The sequence below is a fragment of the Erwinia sp. 9145 genome (assembly GCF_000745075.1).
GTDB lineage: Bacteria > Pseudomonadota > Gammaproteobacteria > Enterobacterales > Enterobacteriaceae > Erwinia > Erwinia oleae.
Map to the genome: position 1 here is coordinate 749,142 of NZ_JQNE01000001.1, position 13,731 is coordinate 762,872.

The 13,731-nt window shown below is 55.2% G+C and carries 19 protein-coding genes; 6 read left to right on the forward strand and 13 right to left on the reverse strand.

Annotated elements, in window-relative coordinates:
- The 3 genes from FA91_RS03660 to FA91_RS03670 form a co-directional block, all read right to left on the reverse strand.
- On the reverse strand, nt 1-198 hold the full coding sequence (locus FA91_RS03660; protein ID WP_034918898.1) for a hypothetical protein: 198 nt from the start codon (nt 196-198) through the stop codon (nt 1-3).
- A gap of 87 nt (nt 199-285) precedes the next feature.
- Complete coding sequence (locus FA91_RS03665) at nt 286-1,737, reverse strand: sugar porter family MFS transporter (RefSeq protein ID WP_034912640.1); 1,452 nt, start codon at nt 1,735-1,737, stop codon at nt 286-288.
- Nucleotides 1,738-1,943: 206 nt separating this feature from the next.
- The gene (locus tag FA91_RS03670; protein WP_051936981.1) at nt 1,944-2,255 is read right to left on the reverse strand and encodes a hypothetical protein; all 312 of its coding nucleotides are present in this window, start codon (nt 2,253-2,255) and stop codon (nt 1,944-1,946) included.
- Between the two features lie 289 nt (nt 2,256-2,544).
- On the opposite strand from FA91_RS03670, the gene iraP reads away from it, so the two are divergent.
- From iraP to FA91_RS03685, 3 genes are all read left to right on the forward strand, one after another.
- On the forward strand, nt 2,545-2,841 hold the full coding sequence (gene iraP, locus FA91_RS03675; RefSeq protein WP_034912643.1) for an anti-adapter protein IraP: 297 nt from the start codon (nt 2,545-2,547) through the stop codon (nt 2,839-2,841).
- 82 nt (nt 2,842-2,923) lie between these two features.
- Entirely contained in the window at nt 2,924-3,481 is a 558-nt protein-coding gene (locus FA91_RS03680) for a TetR family transcriptional regulator (protein WP_034912646.1), read from the forward strand.
- Nucleotides 3,482-3,500: 19 nt separating this feature from the next.
- Nucleotides 3,501-3,980, forward strand: coding sequence for a nuclear transport factor 2 family protein (locus FA91_RS03685; RefSeq protein WP_034912649.1), 480 nt, complete (start codon nt 3,501-3,503; stop codon nt 3,978-3,980).
- A gap of 4 nt (nt 3,981-3,984) precedes the next feature.
- Here the strand turns inward: FA91_RS03685 and FA91_RS03690 are convergent, their stop codons facing one another.
- The gene (locus tag FA91_RS03690; protein ID WP_034912652.1) at nt 3,985-4,194 is read right to left on the reverse strand and encodes a hypothetical protein; all 210 of its coding nucleotides are present in this window, start codon (nt 4,192-4,194) and stop codon (nt 3,985-3,987) included.
- A 147-nt stretch (nt 4,195-4,341) separates the two neighbouring features.
- Nucleotides 4,342-4,590, reverse strand: a complete 249-nt coding sequence (gene yjbE / locus FA91_RS03695; RefSeq protein ID WP_034912654.1) for an exopolysaccharide production protein YjbE — start codon at nt 4,588-4,590, stop codon at nt 4,342-4,344.
- Nucleotides 4,591-5,051: 461 nt separating this feature from the next.
- On the opposite strand from yjbE, the gene FA91_RS03700 reads away from it, so the two are divergent.
- The gene (locus FA91_RS03700; protein ID WP_034912656.1) at nt 5,052-5,279 is read left to right on the forward strand and encodes a hypothetical protein; all 228 of its coding nucleotides are present in this window, start codon (nt 5,052-5,054) and stop codon (nt 5,277-5,279) included.
- Nucleotides 5,280-5,350: 71 nt separating this feature from the next.
- Here FA91_RS03700 and FA91_RS03705 read toward each other — a convergent pair whose 3' ends face one another.
- Nucleotides 5,351-6,364, reverse strand: coding sequence for an acyltransferase family protein (locus FA91_RS03705; protein WP_034912659.1), 1,014 nt, complete (start codon nt 6,362-6,364; stop codon nt 5,351-5,353).
- Between the two features lie 123 nt (nt 6,365-6,487).
- The gene (locus FA91_RS03710) at nt 6,488-6,709 is read right to left on the reverse strand and encodes a hypothetical protein (protein WP_051936983.1); all 222 of its coding nucleotides are present in this window, start codon (nt 6,707-6,709) and stop codon (nt 6,488-6,490) included.
- 546 nt (nt 6,710-7,255) lie between these two features.
- On the opposite strand from FA91_RS03710, the gene FA91_RS03715 reads away from it, so the two are divergent.
- Together FA91_RS03715 and FA91_RS03720 are read left to right on the forward strand one after the other, a co-directional pair.
- Nucleotides 7,256-7,600 (forward strand): DUF305 domain-containing protein, encoded by a 345-nt coding sequence (locus tag FA91_RS03715; protein WP_034912662.1) that lies wholly within the window; start codon nt 7,256-7,258, stop codon nt 7,598-7,600.
- Nucleotides 7,601-7,684: 84 nt separating this feature from the next.
- Nucleotides 7,685-7,879: a hypothetical protein gene (locus FA91_RS03720; protein ID WP_034912665.1), complete on the forward strand. Its 195-nt coding sequence runs from the start codon at nt 7,685-7,687 to the stop codon at nt 7,877-7,879.
- On the opposite strand, the gene FA91_RS03725 is transcribed toward FA91_RS03720, so the two are convergent.
- The 6 genes from FA91_RS03725 to FA91_RS03750 form a co-directional block, all read right to left on the reverse strand.
- A complete protein-coding gene (locus FA91_RS03725) occupies nt 7,865-8,542 on the reverse strand; it encodes an ABC transporter ATP-binding protein (RefSeq protein WP_034912667.1) in 678 nt (225 codons plus the stop codon). The genes FA91_RS03720 and FA91_RS03725 overlap by 15 nt on opposite strands.
- Nucleotides 8,535-9,383: an ABC transporter ATP-binding protein gene (locus FA91_RS03730; protein WP_034912669.1), complete on the reverse strand. Its 849-nt coding sequence runs from the start codon at nt 9,381-9,383 to the stop codon at nt 8,535-8,537. The genes FA91_RS03725 and FA91_RS03730 overlap by 8 nt, the downstream gene beginning before the upstream one ends.
- Complete coding sequence (locus tag FA91_RS03735) at nt 9,373-10,233, reverse strand: ABC transporter permease (RefSeq protein WP_034912671.1); 861 nt, start codon at nt 10,231-10,233, stop codon at nt 9,373-9,375. Before FA91_RS03735 ends, FA91_RS03730 begins: the two co-directional genes overlap by 11 nt.
- A complete protein-coding gene (locus FA91_RS03740) occupies nt 10,230-11,282 on the reverse strand; it encodes an ABC transporter permease (RefSeq protein WP_034912673.1) in 1,053 nt (350 codons plus the stop codon). The genes FA91_RS03735 and FA91_RS03740 overlap by 4 nt, the downstream gene beginning before the upstream one ends.
- The gene (locus FA91_RS03745) at nt 11,282-12,850 is read right to left on the reverse strand and encodes an ABC transporter substrate-binding protein (protein ID WP_034912675.1); all 1,569 of its coding nucleotides are present in this window, start codon (nt 12,848-12,850) and stop codon (nt 11,282-11,284) included. Before FA91_RS03745 ends, FA91_RS03740 begins: the two co-directional genes overlap by 1 nt.
- A 127-nt stretch (nt 12,851-12,977) precedes the next feature.
- A complete protein-coding gene (locus FA91_RS03750) occupies nt 12,978-13,643 on the reverse strand; it encodes a CPBP family intramembrane glutamic endopeptidase (RefSeq protein ID WP_034912676.1) in 666 nt (221 codons plus the stop codon).
- Nucleotides 13,644-13,731: the final 88 nt, after the last annotated feature.

Sequence of the window (13,731 nt, forward strand, 5' to 3'; positions counted from 1 at the left end):
TTACGCCCTCTTCAACGCATTCACGTGGCGGGCAAAGTCCTCATGCACTTCTTTGCTGTAAATATTGACGGTTGCGCTGCCGTCTTCATCAATCAGAATGCGCTCGTCATCTTCAATCGATTCGGCGATATCGCGCTGGCTCATCACCTGCAACAGCAGTTCCGGACTTGAAAACAGAGAGAGTAGAAATTTAAACACGGTTTTGCTCCAAATATTGTCTTCACCAAGTCTGGCAGGCGCAGAAGATCTGCGCCATGAGAACAATGTGAATCTGAAACCGCAGGCTTACTGGCCTGACTGCGGTGCCGGGTCATCCTGAAGCTCTTTTTTGAAGTGTTTTTCTAACTGCTCAAGCGATTTGCCCTGCGTTTCCGGGGCAAACATCACTGCGAAAATACCCCCGGCGACGCCGACGGCGGCAAAGATGAAGAAGCTGGTTGTCAGCCCTAATCCCTCAAGCATAATCGGGAACATAAACGCAATGGAGAAGTTAGTCATCTGCATGGCGAAAACCGAAATACCGTTTGCCGTACCGCGAATGCGCATCGGAAACATTTCAGACAGCAGCAGCCAGGTGACCGGCGACAGCGCACCCTGCTGGAAGCAGAGAAATACCAGCATTCCGCCCAGCACCAGGTAGCTGCGCACCACGTCAGGATGCCCGTTTACCGTTTCCGGCATCATCAGCATGATAAGACCGATGACAAACAGCGTACAGGTACAGCCAATCTGACCGACCAGCAATAACGGGCGTCGCCCGAAGCGGCTGAGCAGCATGATACCCACAAAGGTCATGATCACCGAGATCACCCCGTTGGCGATGGTCGCCATCAGCGAGGCGTTGGTGCCCAGGCCTGTCGCCTGAAGCATGGTCGGCGCGTAAAACATAATGGTATTCACGCCCGAGAGCTGTTGCAGCATAGCGATACCGATGCCCAGCGCCACCAGCCGCTTCATCCACACCGAGATGGTTTTCTGTCGACGCGCATGTTTATCATTAAGCGAGGTGAAAGACTGACGAATCTCCTTCATCTCTTTCTCGACATGCCGTGAGGCCCGCGTGCGCTCCAGCACGTCGCGCGCTTCGCGATAGCGACCATGCATGGCGTACCAGCGCGGCGTATCCGGCAGAAAAAGCATGCCAACCCACAGAATGACCGCCGGGACGCAGGCCACGCCGAGCATCCAGCGCCAGGTGGTTTCGCCGCCCCAGACTTCATTGATGGCGGCGTTGCTGGTGTAGGCAATGAGCTGTCCGGAAACAATCATCAGCTCCTGAAGAGTGACAAACTGCCAGCGTCGGTTAGCGGGAACGATTTCCGCAATGTAGATCGGCACAATAGCCGCCGCGCCGCCAACGGCCAGGCCAAGCGTAAAGCGAAACGCGATCATGACCTCAACGTTCGGGGCCATTGCACAGCCCAGCGAGCCGATCATAAAGACGATAGCCATCAGCAGGATAATCTTTTTGCGGCCAAAACGATCCGCAACGCGCCCGGCGCAAATCGCGCCAATCGCCGATCCCAGGATCAGAAAGCTGGTGACCATGCCCGTAGTGACCGATGTCAGATGCAGATCGTGCTTCATAAACAGCAGTGCACCCGCTATAACGCCGGTATCGTAGCCAAACAGCAGCCCGCCCAGCGTGGCGATAAACGCAATGACTTTTACCAGCGGTTCGGTCGCTTGTGTCTTCGACGTCTCATTCTGTGGCCCGCTTTTCAAATTAACCGTCACAACTTACTCCCTGAATAATTGATAGGCGAAATGACATGTGACGTAGATCACACGCATGATAAATCTATGTCACGCTGAGAATTGTGCCAGGAAAAGCATGAATTAAATTTCAGAGAGGGCATTTGCAGGGTGAAAAACGGCGCCGGAGATAGCGCCGGCGCATATTTTATTGTGACCGGGCGTTGGTCAGAAACAGAGCGATCGCGTTAATGCGTCATGGCAACGCGACGAGATTCGCGATTAAACTGTATGACCGGGTTTTCCTGGTGCGTTGAAACTTCACATTCCTGGTTATATTCAGCAAGCCAGTTCAGATACTCTTCCATGACCAGCGTCGTATTCTCTCCGCTCTGGGTGGTGCGAATATAGAGCTGGGCAGCGGGACGCGAGTTGTCCTGAATATAGATTTCGTATTTTTTATCCCATGCTGGCGTATCAGGGCGTTCGCGCAGGATGACATCGTTAAAGCGCAGATGCTGCCAGCGCGTCAGGCGTTGGTAAAAGTGTTTTTTATTCATGACGGATTAACCTCTCCGTTTTTTTTGTCATTACTGTGTTGTTCTCTGCACAATGTGTTTACACCGTTGGGCTGGCGTATTTTTGAGCAGAGGGATAGCGACAGCGCCCCGTTTCAGAGACCCTGGTTGCTTAAATGTAGTAGAAATCCTTCTTCACGCCACTTGGCATCTTGTTTTCAGATATTTCCCTGATGCGATTAGGGTCAAAACGGCGTCTACTTGATTTGGCAGAACTTTTTCGCGGACTCTCTCGGTGCGCGCCTATCAGGATCGGTTTCAGGAGCGGAGTATGAAGCAGTTGGTTATCGATGTTTTAATGAAAATCGCCAATATCGAAGTTGAGGCAAAAGAACTTACCGCGCAGGTTGAAGCACAGTCCTTGCTGGTCGCCGCGCTGTTGCTGACGGCAGGTAAAGAGGGCAATAACAGTGACTCAATTTCAGAAAATATTAATAACGCGATCGTAGTGGCATCCCATTCAGGGAAAGGCTTTTTGCGCTCGGACGTTGACCTGCTGCTGACGCACGTCAATCGTCTGCTGGCGGTGACCAGTTTTGTCGACGAAAAGGCCAAAGAGGAAAAGTAATTTTTTTACACCATCAAACCGATTTAGCCCCTTCTATCAAATAAGGCTTGTGAAGGTAGAACGGTTGTTCTACCTTTGCAGGATGCAAACCACAACCCCGATATACGAACAGCTGCTGGATATCGCTGAACAGCTCATCTATCAACATGGCATTCACGCTACGGGCATTGATATGCTCGTTAAAACCTCCGGCATTTCACGTAAAACTATCTATCGCTATTTCGCCAATAAAGAGGCGCTGTGCGCGGCCGCGCTTGAGCGCCGCGATCGCCGCTGGATGGCCTGGTTAGCGCGTGAATCGCAGGCGGACGATCCTCACGAGCGCATACTGGCGCTGTTTAGCGCGTTGAAAAAATGGTTTGGCAGCGATGATTTTCGCGGATGCGCGTTTATCAATACGGCGGGTGAAATTAGCGATCCGTCGCATCCGCTGCGTCACATCGCCCGCGACCATAAAAACAACCTTAAAACATTTATCACCGGGCTTTGTCGTGAGGCGAATGTCGTTGATTGCGACATCATGGCCAGCCAGCTGTTATTGCTGATTGACGGCGCGATAACCGTTGCGATGGTAATGAACGATGTTTCTGCGGCAGACGACGCGCAACAGATCGCGCGCCGCCTGCTCGCTCCTGTCTGATCCTCCTGAGGAGAAAATGATGTCTGGAAACAGTGAACGTAGACTGCCGCTGCCGCCTTTTACGCATGAAACGGCTATTGAAAAGGTTCGTCTTGCAGAAGACGGCTGGAACAGCCGCGATCCGCAAAAGGTGGCGCTGGCTTACACCGTTGACACACAGTGGCGAAACCGCGCGGAATTTGTCACCAATCGTCAGGAAGCCGCCGATTTTCTGAGCAGAAAGTGGGCGCGCGAACTGGACTATCGATTGATCAAAGAACTGTGGGCGTTTGAAGGCAACCGCATTGCGGTGCGCTATGCCTATGAATGGCATGACGACTCCGGCAACTGGTTCCGCTCTTATGGCAATGAGAACTGGGAGTTTGATGAAAATGGATTGATGGCGCGGCGTTTCGCCTGCATTAACGACCTGCCAATAGCGGAAGCCGGGCGCAAATTTCACTGGCCGCTGGGACGCAGGCCGGACGACCATCCGGGACTGAGCGAGCTGGGTCTGTAGTGTTTCAGTGGATGTGCGTGGTTTCTTCGCTGTCGCTGCCGTGACTGCGGTAAACCTCACCGCAAAGCAGCACAGCGTTGGGGCGTCGTTCTTTGATACGCGCCGCCATACGCTCGCACACTTCCCGCGAGGGAAAAAGATGTTCAGAGATCGGCAGCGCTTCGCAGGCGTCATTCCCGCAGGCGCTGACCAGTAAGACAAAACCAATCAACATGGCTCACTCCGTTGAAAGAAAGTATCGCTAAGTATAGGTGATGAGCGAGACGGTGACGGCAGCATACTGATGGATGTCGTGTGAAGGGCGGTTTTGTTGCAGAAACGGATGATAACGGCCCTTCCGCAGAAGGGCCGTGTGTAACACTTAGTGAGCGACGGTATTGGTCGTCGTGCCGGTGCTGGTGGTAGAGCCATCGCCGTCACCGCCGCCGCCCATGGTGGCTAAAGCCACGCCCAGCAGCGCGCCTACTGCGCCAACGCCCACGGCGTTGGAATCGCCTTCAGACATCGTGGTGGCTTCGCTACCTGCCGCCGCGCCTTCGGTTGTTGCAGCCTGAGCGCCTACGGAGCCGACCAGGGTAATTAACAGTGCCAGTGCAGTCATTTTTTTCATTTTTTATACTCTTCTCAGTCGGGATCGAATCACAATGTGAGGAAGCATAATCGAAAGCGCCGCCTTTGGAAGCGGGCTTTTAGCCGATTTTGTGCGGGTTATGACCGGCATGTGACAGAAACAGATCCGACGTAATATTGAGCTTTTCTTTCACTTTTTAAACGAGGCGTTGCGGTTCCGGTATACGGATCGGCCTGCCGCTGTGCTTTATCGTCGGGAAGCTGAGATTTATCGCAGCGAAGCGGTGCGAAATCTTCTTAAACAGCATAAATTCAGGCGGTCATAAAAAAGCGCCGATCATTATCAGAATTTCTGTCTGCTTTTAGGATTAATTCCCGAGGGGTATTTCTTTCACAATATCAGTGAGATCGCCCTGGTCGCGTTAAGCAGCTTGTACAACTATTGGCAAAGCTGTGCAGCCTTTGCCAGGCTTAGCGTTCACCCAACAACAGGAGGAGACCATGCGAGATGAATCAGAAGCAACCGTAGGCAGTGAGGAAGAGGTGTGTAACATTATTGGTAAAGCGGTGGTTGACCTGAGCATCACAGGGCAGCCGGTAAATAAAGCGACTCTGGTGCTTAAGCTATTAACCATGGCCGATCAGGATGATGATGACGAGAGAATCCTTCTTTACTGGATTGCCCGTAAAGCAATTAACCAACCGCAGAGATTTGCGACAGCCTGGTGATTTTTATGGCATCTGGCATTTCAAGCCTGTCGAACGGCCGCTCATTATGAGCGGTCGTTTTCGTTATTAACTCAGGCAATTTTTCTCATCCAGGGGATAAGCCGCAGAAGCCAGCAAATCAGGGCAGACAGCGCATAAGAGGCGATCGCCACGCCGGGAATAATCAGGACGGAATCGTAGTTATTAAAGCTGAAATTAAATATCCGCAGCAGCGTCTCCAGCACCATCATATGTACAAAGAATATGCCCAGACTTAAACGCGACAGCGTTCTGATGACGGCGATACCTCTTCTGCTCCATGAAAAACGCGCATTTAACAGCATAAAAAAAGCGGAGACGGAGATCGCAACAATAGTGGGGGCAGAATAGAATAAGAATATCGGGTTGGGTGTCTGAGTGCTGACGGAGAGAGAATAAGTCAGAACCGACGTCAGCACGGCGGAAAGAATAAACACGATTGTCGCTATGGTCACCTTGGGATTAATATTAAAGCGCCGTGCCACGCCGCCAAAAATATAGAATCCTGACAGATAAACCACCATATCGATATTACTGAGGATGGCTTCCGTTTTACCCTCAATCAGGTTCGCCTTCACGTTATCAAAAAGCACGTAGACCGACGCCAGCACGAACCAGACGGTAAGCGTATAGTTGATGCGCTGGCGGCTGCCGTTCTGAATGAAGGTGTTCAGCAGCGGCGTAAGCAGGTAAAGCAGGATCAGCGTGTAGATAAACCATAAATGGGGATAGACCGGCTGGCTGAGCACATCCAGCAGGCTGACAGGCTTACTGATCCCGCTGACATAGCGCGCATAAAAAATATAAACAATTGACCAGACAACCAGCGGAATGATCAGATCCAGCACGCGCGTTTTCAGCGCGCTGAGCAGTGATTCATTTTTATTAAGTGAAACGTAACCCGCAATAAGTAAAAAAAGCGGGAACGCCGTGCGGCCGAGCGCTTCATACAGCACCGAAACGGACCAGGCGCGGTGAAAATAGTTAAATGAGAATGCTGCCGTATGCAGCAAAATAACCAGAAACGTCGCCAACAGCGTCAGCAACTTAATATTGATCGTTTTCAACGCCTAACCCCTTGTCAAAAAGCATAAACCGCCCCGGCAGGGCGGGATAGTGCTGCCAGATAAAGGTAACATATTCCTTATGGCTGACGTATCTTCAGACGTGAAAAAAGGCGTTTTAAAGCATTACCCGCGCGATGAAGCGCGTTCGATAGTGATGGCGCCGGGGCAGTTTTCTGCGGGCGGCACCAGCCGATATTCGGCTTTGCCCTGGTGAATATAAATACAGGCGCGTCCAGCTTCGCCGCCGTCCTGCTCCTGCGCCAGCCGCAGCGTGACGGGCTCTGCCTGAGCGGCCGTCCAGCACAGCGCGGTGAATAACAGAGAAGACGTCAGCTTTTTCAACATGCTAAATCCGTTCATTGATATGCGACCAGAAGTAAGAAATTTCAAAAAGTGACAGGGCATAATCCTGTCGGCCGCTATGAAGTTAGCGCCAGCACCGGGCAGGCTGCAAGGTCGTGACTGCATTATCAGACGAAGCCGGTATGAGAAAGCAGGCGTTGAACAGGCGAGTTGAGAGATCTGGTGTTAATTTTTACAGTAAAATCAATAGGATAACGCGTTATGCGCTTCAATTCAGGGCGGCAAACACACGATTTGACTTAGGGAATAAAAGGCAGGAAAAGAGGGTGAAGAAAAAATAGCCTCGGGAAGTGGGAAACCCACATACACTTCCTGAGGCCATGCAAATGCATAATTCGTTACGAGTAATAAACTACCTGAGCCCTTAACATTTGTACAACTTTTTCACGCGCGTTGTACAACTTTGTGTAAGCGAATGTATATCCGTGTAAATTGTAGGGTTTAGGCGAATGCCGTATCTTGACCTTCCCCCTGCTGGAAGGTGGAAGATGCCTCGCGTTACCCACCCACGCCAATGAAGGAAAGAGTATGAACGCCATTAAATGCGGCCTGATTTTTTCACTGTTACTCTCCTGCGCCGCGCAGGCTGAAACCATGAAGAACCACCCGACCGACGCCGCCGCGCAGCAGAGCTATCATGCAGGCATGAGCAAAATGCATGAAGATATGATGGCCGGAATGAAAGAGAGTAATTCTGATGTCGCCTTCGCCAAAGGCATGATCGCTCATCACCAGGGCGCCATCGATATGGCGCAAACCGAGCTGAAATACGGTAAAGATCCGGAAATGCGCAAGCTGGCAGAGGCGATTATCAAAGCGCAGCAGCCAGAAATCGATCAGATGCAGGATTGGCTCAAACAGCAGAAGCGCTGATGACGCGCGCGGACGAGAAAAAATCCGCCCAAAAAAGGGAAAAGCGTTAAAATTACTCTTTTCCCCTTCAATTATGGAATACCTATGTCATCAGAAATCGCACACCCTTCCACCAATCCTAAACAGGCCGCGCTGCAACTGGTCATCGAACTGGTTCGTGCAGGCAAGCTCAGTCCGCTTCAGGGCGATGCGTCGAATATGATCTCCATTTACGAGCAGTTCAAAGCCCATTTCGAAGCGGACAAGCAGAAAAAAGCCTCTGTTTCAGCGATCCTGTAATGCCTGAACGCGGCCGTTATGCATAGTGACGGCGCGATCGCACATATGGTCGATCACATCGGCATCGTGGCTCACCAGCACCATCGTCAGATTATCCTGCTGCTTGAGCCGGTTAAGCAGATTCAGAATCTCTGCCTGCACCGACATATCCAGCGCCGAGGTAGGCTCATCCAGCAGCAGGATCTTCGGCTCCAGCAGCAGCGCCCGCACAATGGCGACGCGCTGCCGCTGGCCGCCGGAAAGCTGATGCGGATAGCGATCCGCCAGCGACGGATCGAGTCCCACATGACGAAATCCGTTTTCTATCCGCGCGTTAATATCGCTTTTCTTTAACAGCTTCAGCGGCTCTGCCAGCGTGCGCCGCAGGCGATGTCGCGGGTGCAGAGATGCGTAAGGGTCCTGAAACACCATTTGCACGTCCTGACGCAGTTGACCGGTAAAGGCGTCCCCCGGCGTCACCGGGCGTCCTGCAAGGTTCATCGCGCCCTGCCAGTGGGGATTCAACCCTGCAAGCACCCACAGCAGCGACGATTTGCCGCAGCCGGACGGGCCGACCAGGCCAAAACACTCGCCGCTGGCAACCGACAGCGAGACGTTATGCACCACGGTTCGGCTCTCATACCCCTGGCGATGCGAGACGCTCAGGTCATTCAGCTCAATCATGTTCACGCAATGCCTCCATCGCCGTGCGATCCAGCACCGGCAGCGGCTTACCGTGCGTCGCCTTGCCCGGTCGACAGGCCCACAGCGTGCTGGTGTAGGGATGCGTGGCATGCGGCAGGTCGGCGGCGGGTAGCCTGTCGAGGATCCTGCCCTGATACATCACCATCACGCGTTCGCAGTGTTCGGAAACCTGTTGGAGGTCGTGACTGATCAGCAGCAGGCCCATATTGCGTTCGTCGACCAGGCGGCGGATCAGCGTCAGTACCTGGTCGCGCATCGCATGATCCAGTGCCGAGGTGGGTTCATCGGCAATCAGCAACTGCGGATCGGCAATCAGCGCAATCGCCAGCATCACGCGCTGGCCCATGCCGCCGGAGAGCTGATGCGGATAGCGATCCATCAGCGTCTTCGGCTGAGGAAGACCGACCGCGTCGAGCATCTCACACACTTTCTCTTTTATTTCTGCCCGGCTCAGGCGGCCATGCAGTTTTAACGGTTCTGCCACCTGCCAGCCGATGGTGCGCATCGGGTTAAGCGCGTATTTCGGGTCCTGCATTACCATCGCCATCTGGCTGCCGCGCAGCTGGCTCCATTGCCGCTCGCTCAACGACGTGGCGTCCTGCCCGGCGACGCTCAGCGTTCGGGCGGTCAGGTGCAGCGAAGGCGCGAGCAGGCCCATCAGGCTGCGCGCGGTGAGCGACTTGCCGGAGCCGGACTCGCCCACCAGCGCCACGCGTTCACGGCCAAGTGAAAAGCTGATAGCGTCCACCAGCGTGCTGCCCGCTGCGGTGGCGATGGTCAGGTCGTTCGCCACGATCAGATTTGAAGTCTCAGTTGCCATGTCGGGTATCCAGTCTGTCGCGCAGGCCGTCGCCCGTCAGGTTAAAGGCCAGGCTGGCAAGCAGGATAGCGCCGCCGGGCGCGGCAGCGACCCACCACTGATCGAAGATCACTTTGCCGCCTTCCGCCACCATCGATCCCCATTCGGCGGTAGGCGGCTGAATACCCATGCCGAGGAAACCCAGACCGGCTGCGGAGAGAATAATACCGCCAAGGCTCAACGCGGCGCGTACCACGGCGCTGGGAACGCACAGCGGCAGAATATGCCCGAACATCAGGCGCGGGCCGGTAATGCCCTGCATTCGCGCAGCGGAAAGGTAGTCACTGCGACGCAGAGCCAGCGTTTCGCCGCGCGCCTGGCGGGCAAACGGCGGCCAACTGGTCAACGCCAGCGCCAGCGCGCCGTTCATCAGGCCGGGGCCGAGCATGGCCACCAGCGCCAGCGCAATCACCAGGTTTGGCAGCGACAGAAAGATATCGGTAATGCGCATCAGCACGCGCTCGGTCCAGCCGCCAAGGTAGCCCGCGCAAATGCCGACCAGCATGCCCACCGGAATGGTCAGCACGAGGATCAGCGAAACCAGCAGCAGGGTGGGACGCGCGCCGTAAATCACGCGGGAAAGCAGGTCGCGTCCGAAGCCGTCGGTGCCGAACCAGTGTGCGGAGGAGGGCGGCATCAGCCTGGCGGACATCGTCTGCACATTCGGATCGAACGGCGCCAGCAGCGGAGCAAAAAGCGCCGCGCAAATCAGCACCAGCACCAGGCCGCCGCCGATAGCCAGCGACGTTATGCGTTTACGTCGATGCCGACGCGGCGCGGCGCTTTCAGCATCGGTTAAATGTTGCGTCATCGTGTTCTCGGATCGCTAAGGTAAGTGAGTGCGTCAGCCAGCGCATTCAGGGTGATAAAGCAGCCGCCAATCAGCAGCGTCGATCCCAGAATGGCGGGCGTATCGGTGGCGAACAGCGCGGAAGTCATATAGCGCCCGACGCCGGGCCAGGCAAACACCGTTTCCGTCAGCACCGATCCCTCCAGCAGCGACGCATAAGCAAGGGCCAGCACGGTAATCAGCGTGCCGCGCACGTTCGGAAAGATATGCAGCAACAGGATCCGGCCACGGCTGGCGCCTTTGGCGCGGGCAAGGGTAACGTACTCTTTGTTGCTTTCTTCAAGCAGAGCGCTGCGCAACAGGCGAGTGATGGATGCCATCGCCAGCAGTCCCAATACCACCACCGGCAGCCAGAGGTGAGCAACCGCGTTGCGAAACATCTCCGCATCGCCCGACAGCCAGCTGTCAACCAGCACCAGTCCGGTTTTGGGTTCCAGCGTATAGAGCCAGATATCATCCAGCCGTCCCGGGCCGGCAGACCAGTGCAGCACGGCGTAGAACAGCAGCAGCCCCAGCAGACCGAGCCAGAACACCGGCACGGAAAAGCCCAGCAGCGAGATCAGGCGCGCAGCGTGGTCCACCACGCTTCCCGGTTTCCATGCGGCCAACAGCGCCAGCAGAATGCCGAAGGTCGCGCCGAAGATCATCGCGCAGGTTGCCAGCTCAAAGGTGGCGGGAAAGGTGCGCAGCAGATCGCTGGCTACCGGCTGATGCGTCAGGCGGGAAATGCCTAAATCGCCGTGGAACAGGTGCACCAGATAGCGCCAGAACTGCGTCAGTACCGGCTGATCCAGCCCCAGATCGTGGCGAATTTGTTGATAGGTAGATTCGCTGGCGTGATCCCCGGCCAGTTGCAGCACGGGATCGACCGGCGACAGATGTGAAAGCATAAAAGTGAAGGCCAGCAGGCCGAGCAGCGTCACCACCAGCGACAGGACGCCGGTCAGCAGCCGCTGGCTTTGTCGCCATACCAGCCGGGCGGACCCGGCTTCTGTTGCAGCGTGCGCCATTACTTACTGACCTGACCGTAGTAAACCATATCCGGATTGATGCCCTGCACGTATCCTTTCAGGTTATCACGCAGCGCAATCAGGTTACGCGCCTGAAGGCCAACCACAAACGGCGAGCTTTTCTGCACGTCGCGCTGCATGTCCTGGTACAGCGCCACGCGCTTCGCTTTGTCATTTTCAGCAGTCGCGGCCAGCGTCTTTTTATTCAGTTCAGGAATATGCCAGTTGGCGCGCCAGGCAAGCGTGGTGCTGCCGTTTTCCGGGTTCCAGGCGAATGCCGACGCGTTGGTATTCGGATCGAAATAGTCTGCGCCCCAGGAGTTCAGCGTCGCTTCATAGCGATGCGATTTCACATTGGTGGAGATTTCATTGCTCAGGCCCGGGAGCAGCTCAACCTTCACCCCGCCTTTAGCAAAGCTGGCCTGAAGCGCCTGCGCAATATCCAGGTATGGCGGCTGGTTGCTGACGACCAGCTTGAAGCTGACGTTCTTCAGGCCGGCCTTGCTGAGAATGGCCTTCGCTTTTTCCGGATCGTACTGATAAGGGTTGTCCTTCAGCGCGCCCAGATAGCCTTCCGGCAGGAACGACTGATGCACCTGGAACTGGCCTTTCAGCAGGTCGTCAGCGATGCCGTGATAGTCGAACAGATAGCGGGACGCCTCCCACAGCGCGGGATTCTTCAGTACCGGATTGGCTTCAGCATTGAACATAAGGTAGTAGAGCGACGCCATCGGGATGGCCATCGGCTTCACGCCCGGTTTGCCTTTCAGCGCGGCCAGCTGGTCGGTGCCCAGGTTACGTGCGATATCGGCATCACCCTGCTCCAGCAGCAAGCGGCGTGCGGCAGGATCGGGAACGTTTTTGATCAAAACATTTTTCAGTTTCGGTGCGCCGCCTGGCGACGTTGGGTTGGCGCTCAGCAATACCACCTCATGCGGCACATATTTGCGGAGCTGGAACGGGCCGCTGCCCGCCGAATGCGCGCCCAGCCACGCGTTGCCGAAATCGCCTTTCTGCACGTGGGCCGAGGCCGTTTTTTCATCAACGATGGAAGAGACCGGTGCCGCCAGCAGGCTGAGCACGTAGTTTGCGCTGACGTCTGCCGTCCAGTTTATCTGCACATGGCTGTCATCGATTTTTTTGAGCTGGCCGTCAACGTTATCTTTTGTCCAGCCCAGCTGCGTCAGAATAAAAGAGGGATCGAGGTTCAGCTTCACCACCCGGCTCAGCGAAAAAATCACGTCTTCAGGACGAACAGGGTTACCGGAAGCGAATTTCGCGCCATCGCGCAGGGTAAAGATCAGGCTGCGATTATCACTGCCCGCCTGCCAGCTGCTGGCCAGCGTCGGTTTCAAATCAACCGGGTTCTGCGGATCGGACTGCACCAGGCGTTGATACAGGTTAGTAAAGGCCTGCACCGACGTCAGCTCAAAACCTTCTGCCGGGTCAAAGCTGCTGGCATCGTCAATGGACTGTGCGATGACCAGCGTATCCGGCGGCGTGGCGGCCTGCGCGGTAAATGAACCAGCCAGCGCGACAGCCAGCATTGACGGAACAATAATCTTCATGACATTTCCTTACCTTTTTTGATTACGCGAGTGTAGATGAGCGGACGTAAGGAAGAATAGTTGATTAATCGCTATCGTTATTCTTTTGCGTTATAACTCGCGCAAAGTAGTTATAAAAATTAATCATTCAGGCGAGCGAATGCGAAAAAGAGCGCCAGATCCACGGCGACATGCCGATTGCGTTATTCAACATATGCAGCATGACGGGCAGCAACAGGCCGCCAGAAAGCAGCCTCGCATAACAGAGCAGCAGCGAAAGCGCGCTGAGGGCAATAATGGTCTGTAAATGTGCATACTGTGTATGCATGGCGGCAAAGAGCAGTGAGGTCAGCAGCGCGCAGGCGAAGCGCTGGTCGGGCGCCCACAGCAGCAGACCCTGAAGTACAAAACCCCGAAACAGGATCTCCTCAAATACCGGCGCAAGTACAATCACCGCCAGCGCGAAAAGCAGAAGCTGTGGCTGTCCGCCGCTGAGCTGGCCGGCGGTCCAGCTCTCCTGCCGCAGGAAAAACGACTGCGAGATAATCAGCGCCAGCAGCAGCAGGCTGAACAGCGCGAGCTGTTGCACCTTCACCGTCGCCAGCGGGATAGTGGCGTAGTGTCGACAGTACCAGTAATAAAGCGGTACCAGTACGCAAAACTCCAGCGCACACAGTAGCGGCATCAGCATACCGTTACTGCGCAGTGCAGTCTGATAAGGCAGCATGCTGATGATAAGGGTGATGGCATACCAGACCACGAACATGCCTGCACACAGCAGGGTGTGGATCACTCTGTCGGAAAGGTTGCGCATGGTCGGTTCTCTGGCCGGGGAGCAGCGGATAGTAACAAGCGCTGCCGGGGCCTGTCGAGACGGCGAGCCGGGTTATCAGCCTAAACTG

Coding starts and splice junctions, on each gene's coding strand:
- FA91_RS03670 (WP_051936981.1), bottom strand. CDS start 2,255: ATGAATAAAAAACACTTTTACCAACGCCTGACGCGCTGGCAGCATCTG.
- iraP (WP_034912643.1), top strand. CDS start 2,545: ATGAAGCAGTTGGTTATCGATGTTTTAATGAAAATCGCCAATATCGAA.
- FA91_RS03680 (WP_034912646.1), top strand. CDS start 2,924: ATGCAAACCACAACCCCGATATACGAACAGCTGCTGGATATCGCTGAA.
- FA91_RS03685 (WP_034912649.1), top strand. CDS start 3,501: ATGTCTGGAAACAGTGAACGTAGACTGCCGCTGCCGCCTTTTACGCAT.
- FA91_RS03690 (WP_034912652.1), bottom strand. CDS start 4,194: ATGTTGATTGGTTTTGTCTTACTGGTCAGCGCCTGCGGGAATGACGCC.
- yjbE (WP_034912654.1), bottom strand. CDS start 4,590: ATGAAAAAAATGACTGCACTGGCACTGTTAATTACCCTGGTCGGCTCC.
- FA91_RS03700 (WP_034912656.1), top strand. CDS start 5,052: ATGCGAGATGAATCAGAAGCAACCGTAGGCAGTGAGGAAGAGGTGTGT.
- FA91_RS03710 (WP_051936983.1), bottom strand. CDS start 6,709: ATGTTGAAAAAGCTGACGTCTTCTCTGTTATTCACCGCGCTGTGCTGG.
- FA91_RS03715 (WP_034912662.1), top strand. CDS start 7,256: ATGAACGCCATTAAATGCGGCCTGATTTTTTCACTGTTACTCTCCTGC.
- FA91_RS03720 (WP_034912665.1), top strand. CDS start 7,685: ATGTCATCAGAAATCGCACACCCTTCCACCAATCCTAAACAGGCCGCG.
- FA91_RS03725 (WP_034912667.1), bottom strand. CDS start 8,542: ATGATTGAGCTGAATGACCTGAGCGTCTCGCATCGCCAGGGGTATGAG.
- FA91_RS03730 (WP_034912669.1), bottom strand. CDS start 9,383: ATGGCAACTGAGACTTCAAATCTGATCGTGGCGAACGACCTGACCATC.
- FA91_RS03735 (WP_034912671.1), bottom strand. CDS start 10,233: ATGACGCAACATTTAACCGATGCTGAAAGCGCCGCGCCGCGTCGGCAT.
- FA91_RS03740 (WP_034912673.1), bottom strand. CDS start 11,282: ATGGCGCACGCTGCAACAGAAGCCGGGTCCGCCCGGCTGGTATGGCGA.
- FA91_RS03745 (WP_034912675.1), bottom strand. CDS start 12,850: ATGAAGATTATTGTTCCGTCAATGCTGGCTGTCGCGCTGGCTGGTTCA.
- FA91_RS03750 (WP_034912676.1), bottom strand. CDS start 13,643: ATGCGCAACCTTTCCGACAGAGTGATCCACACCCTGCTGTGTGCAGGC.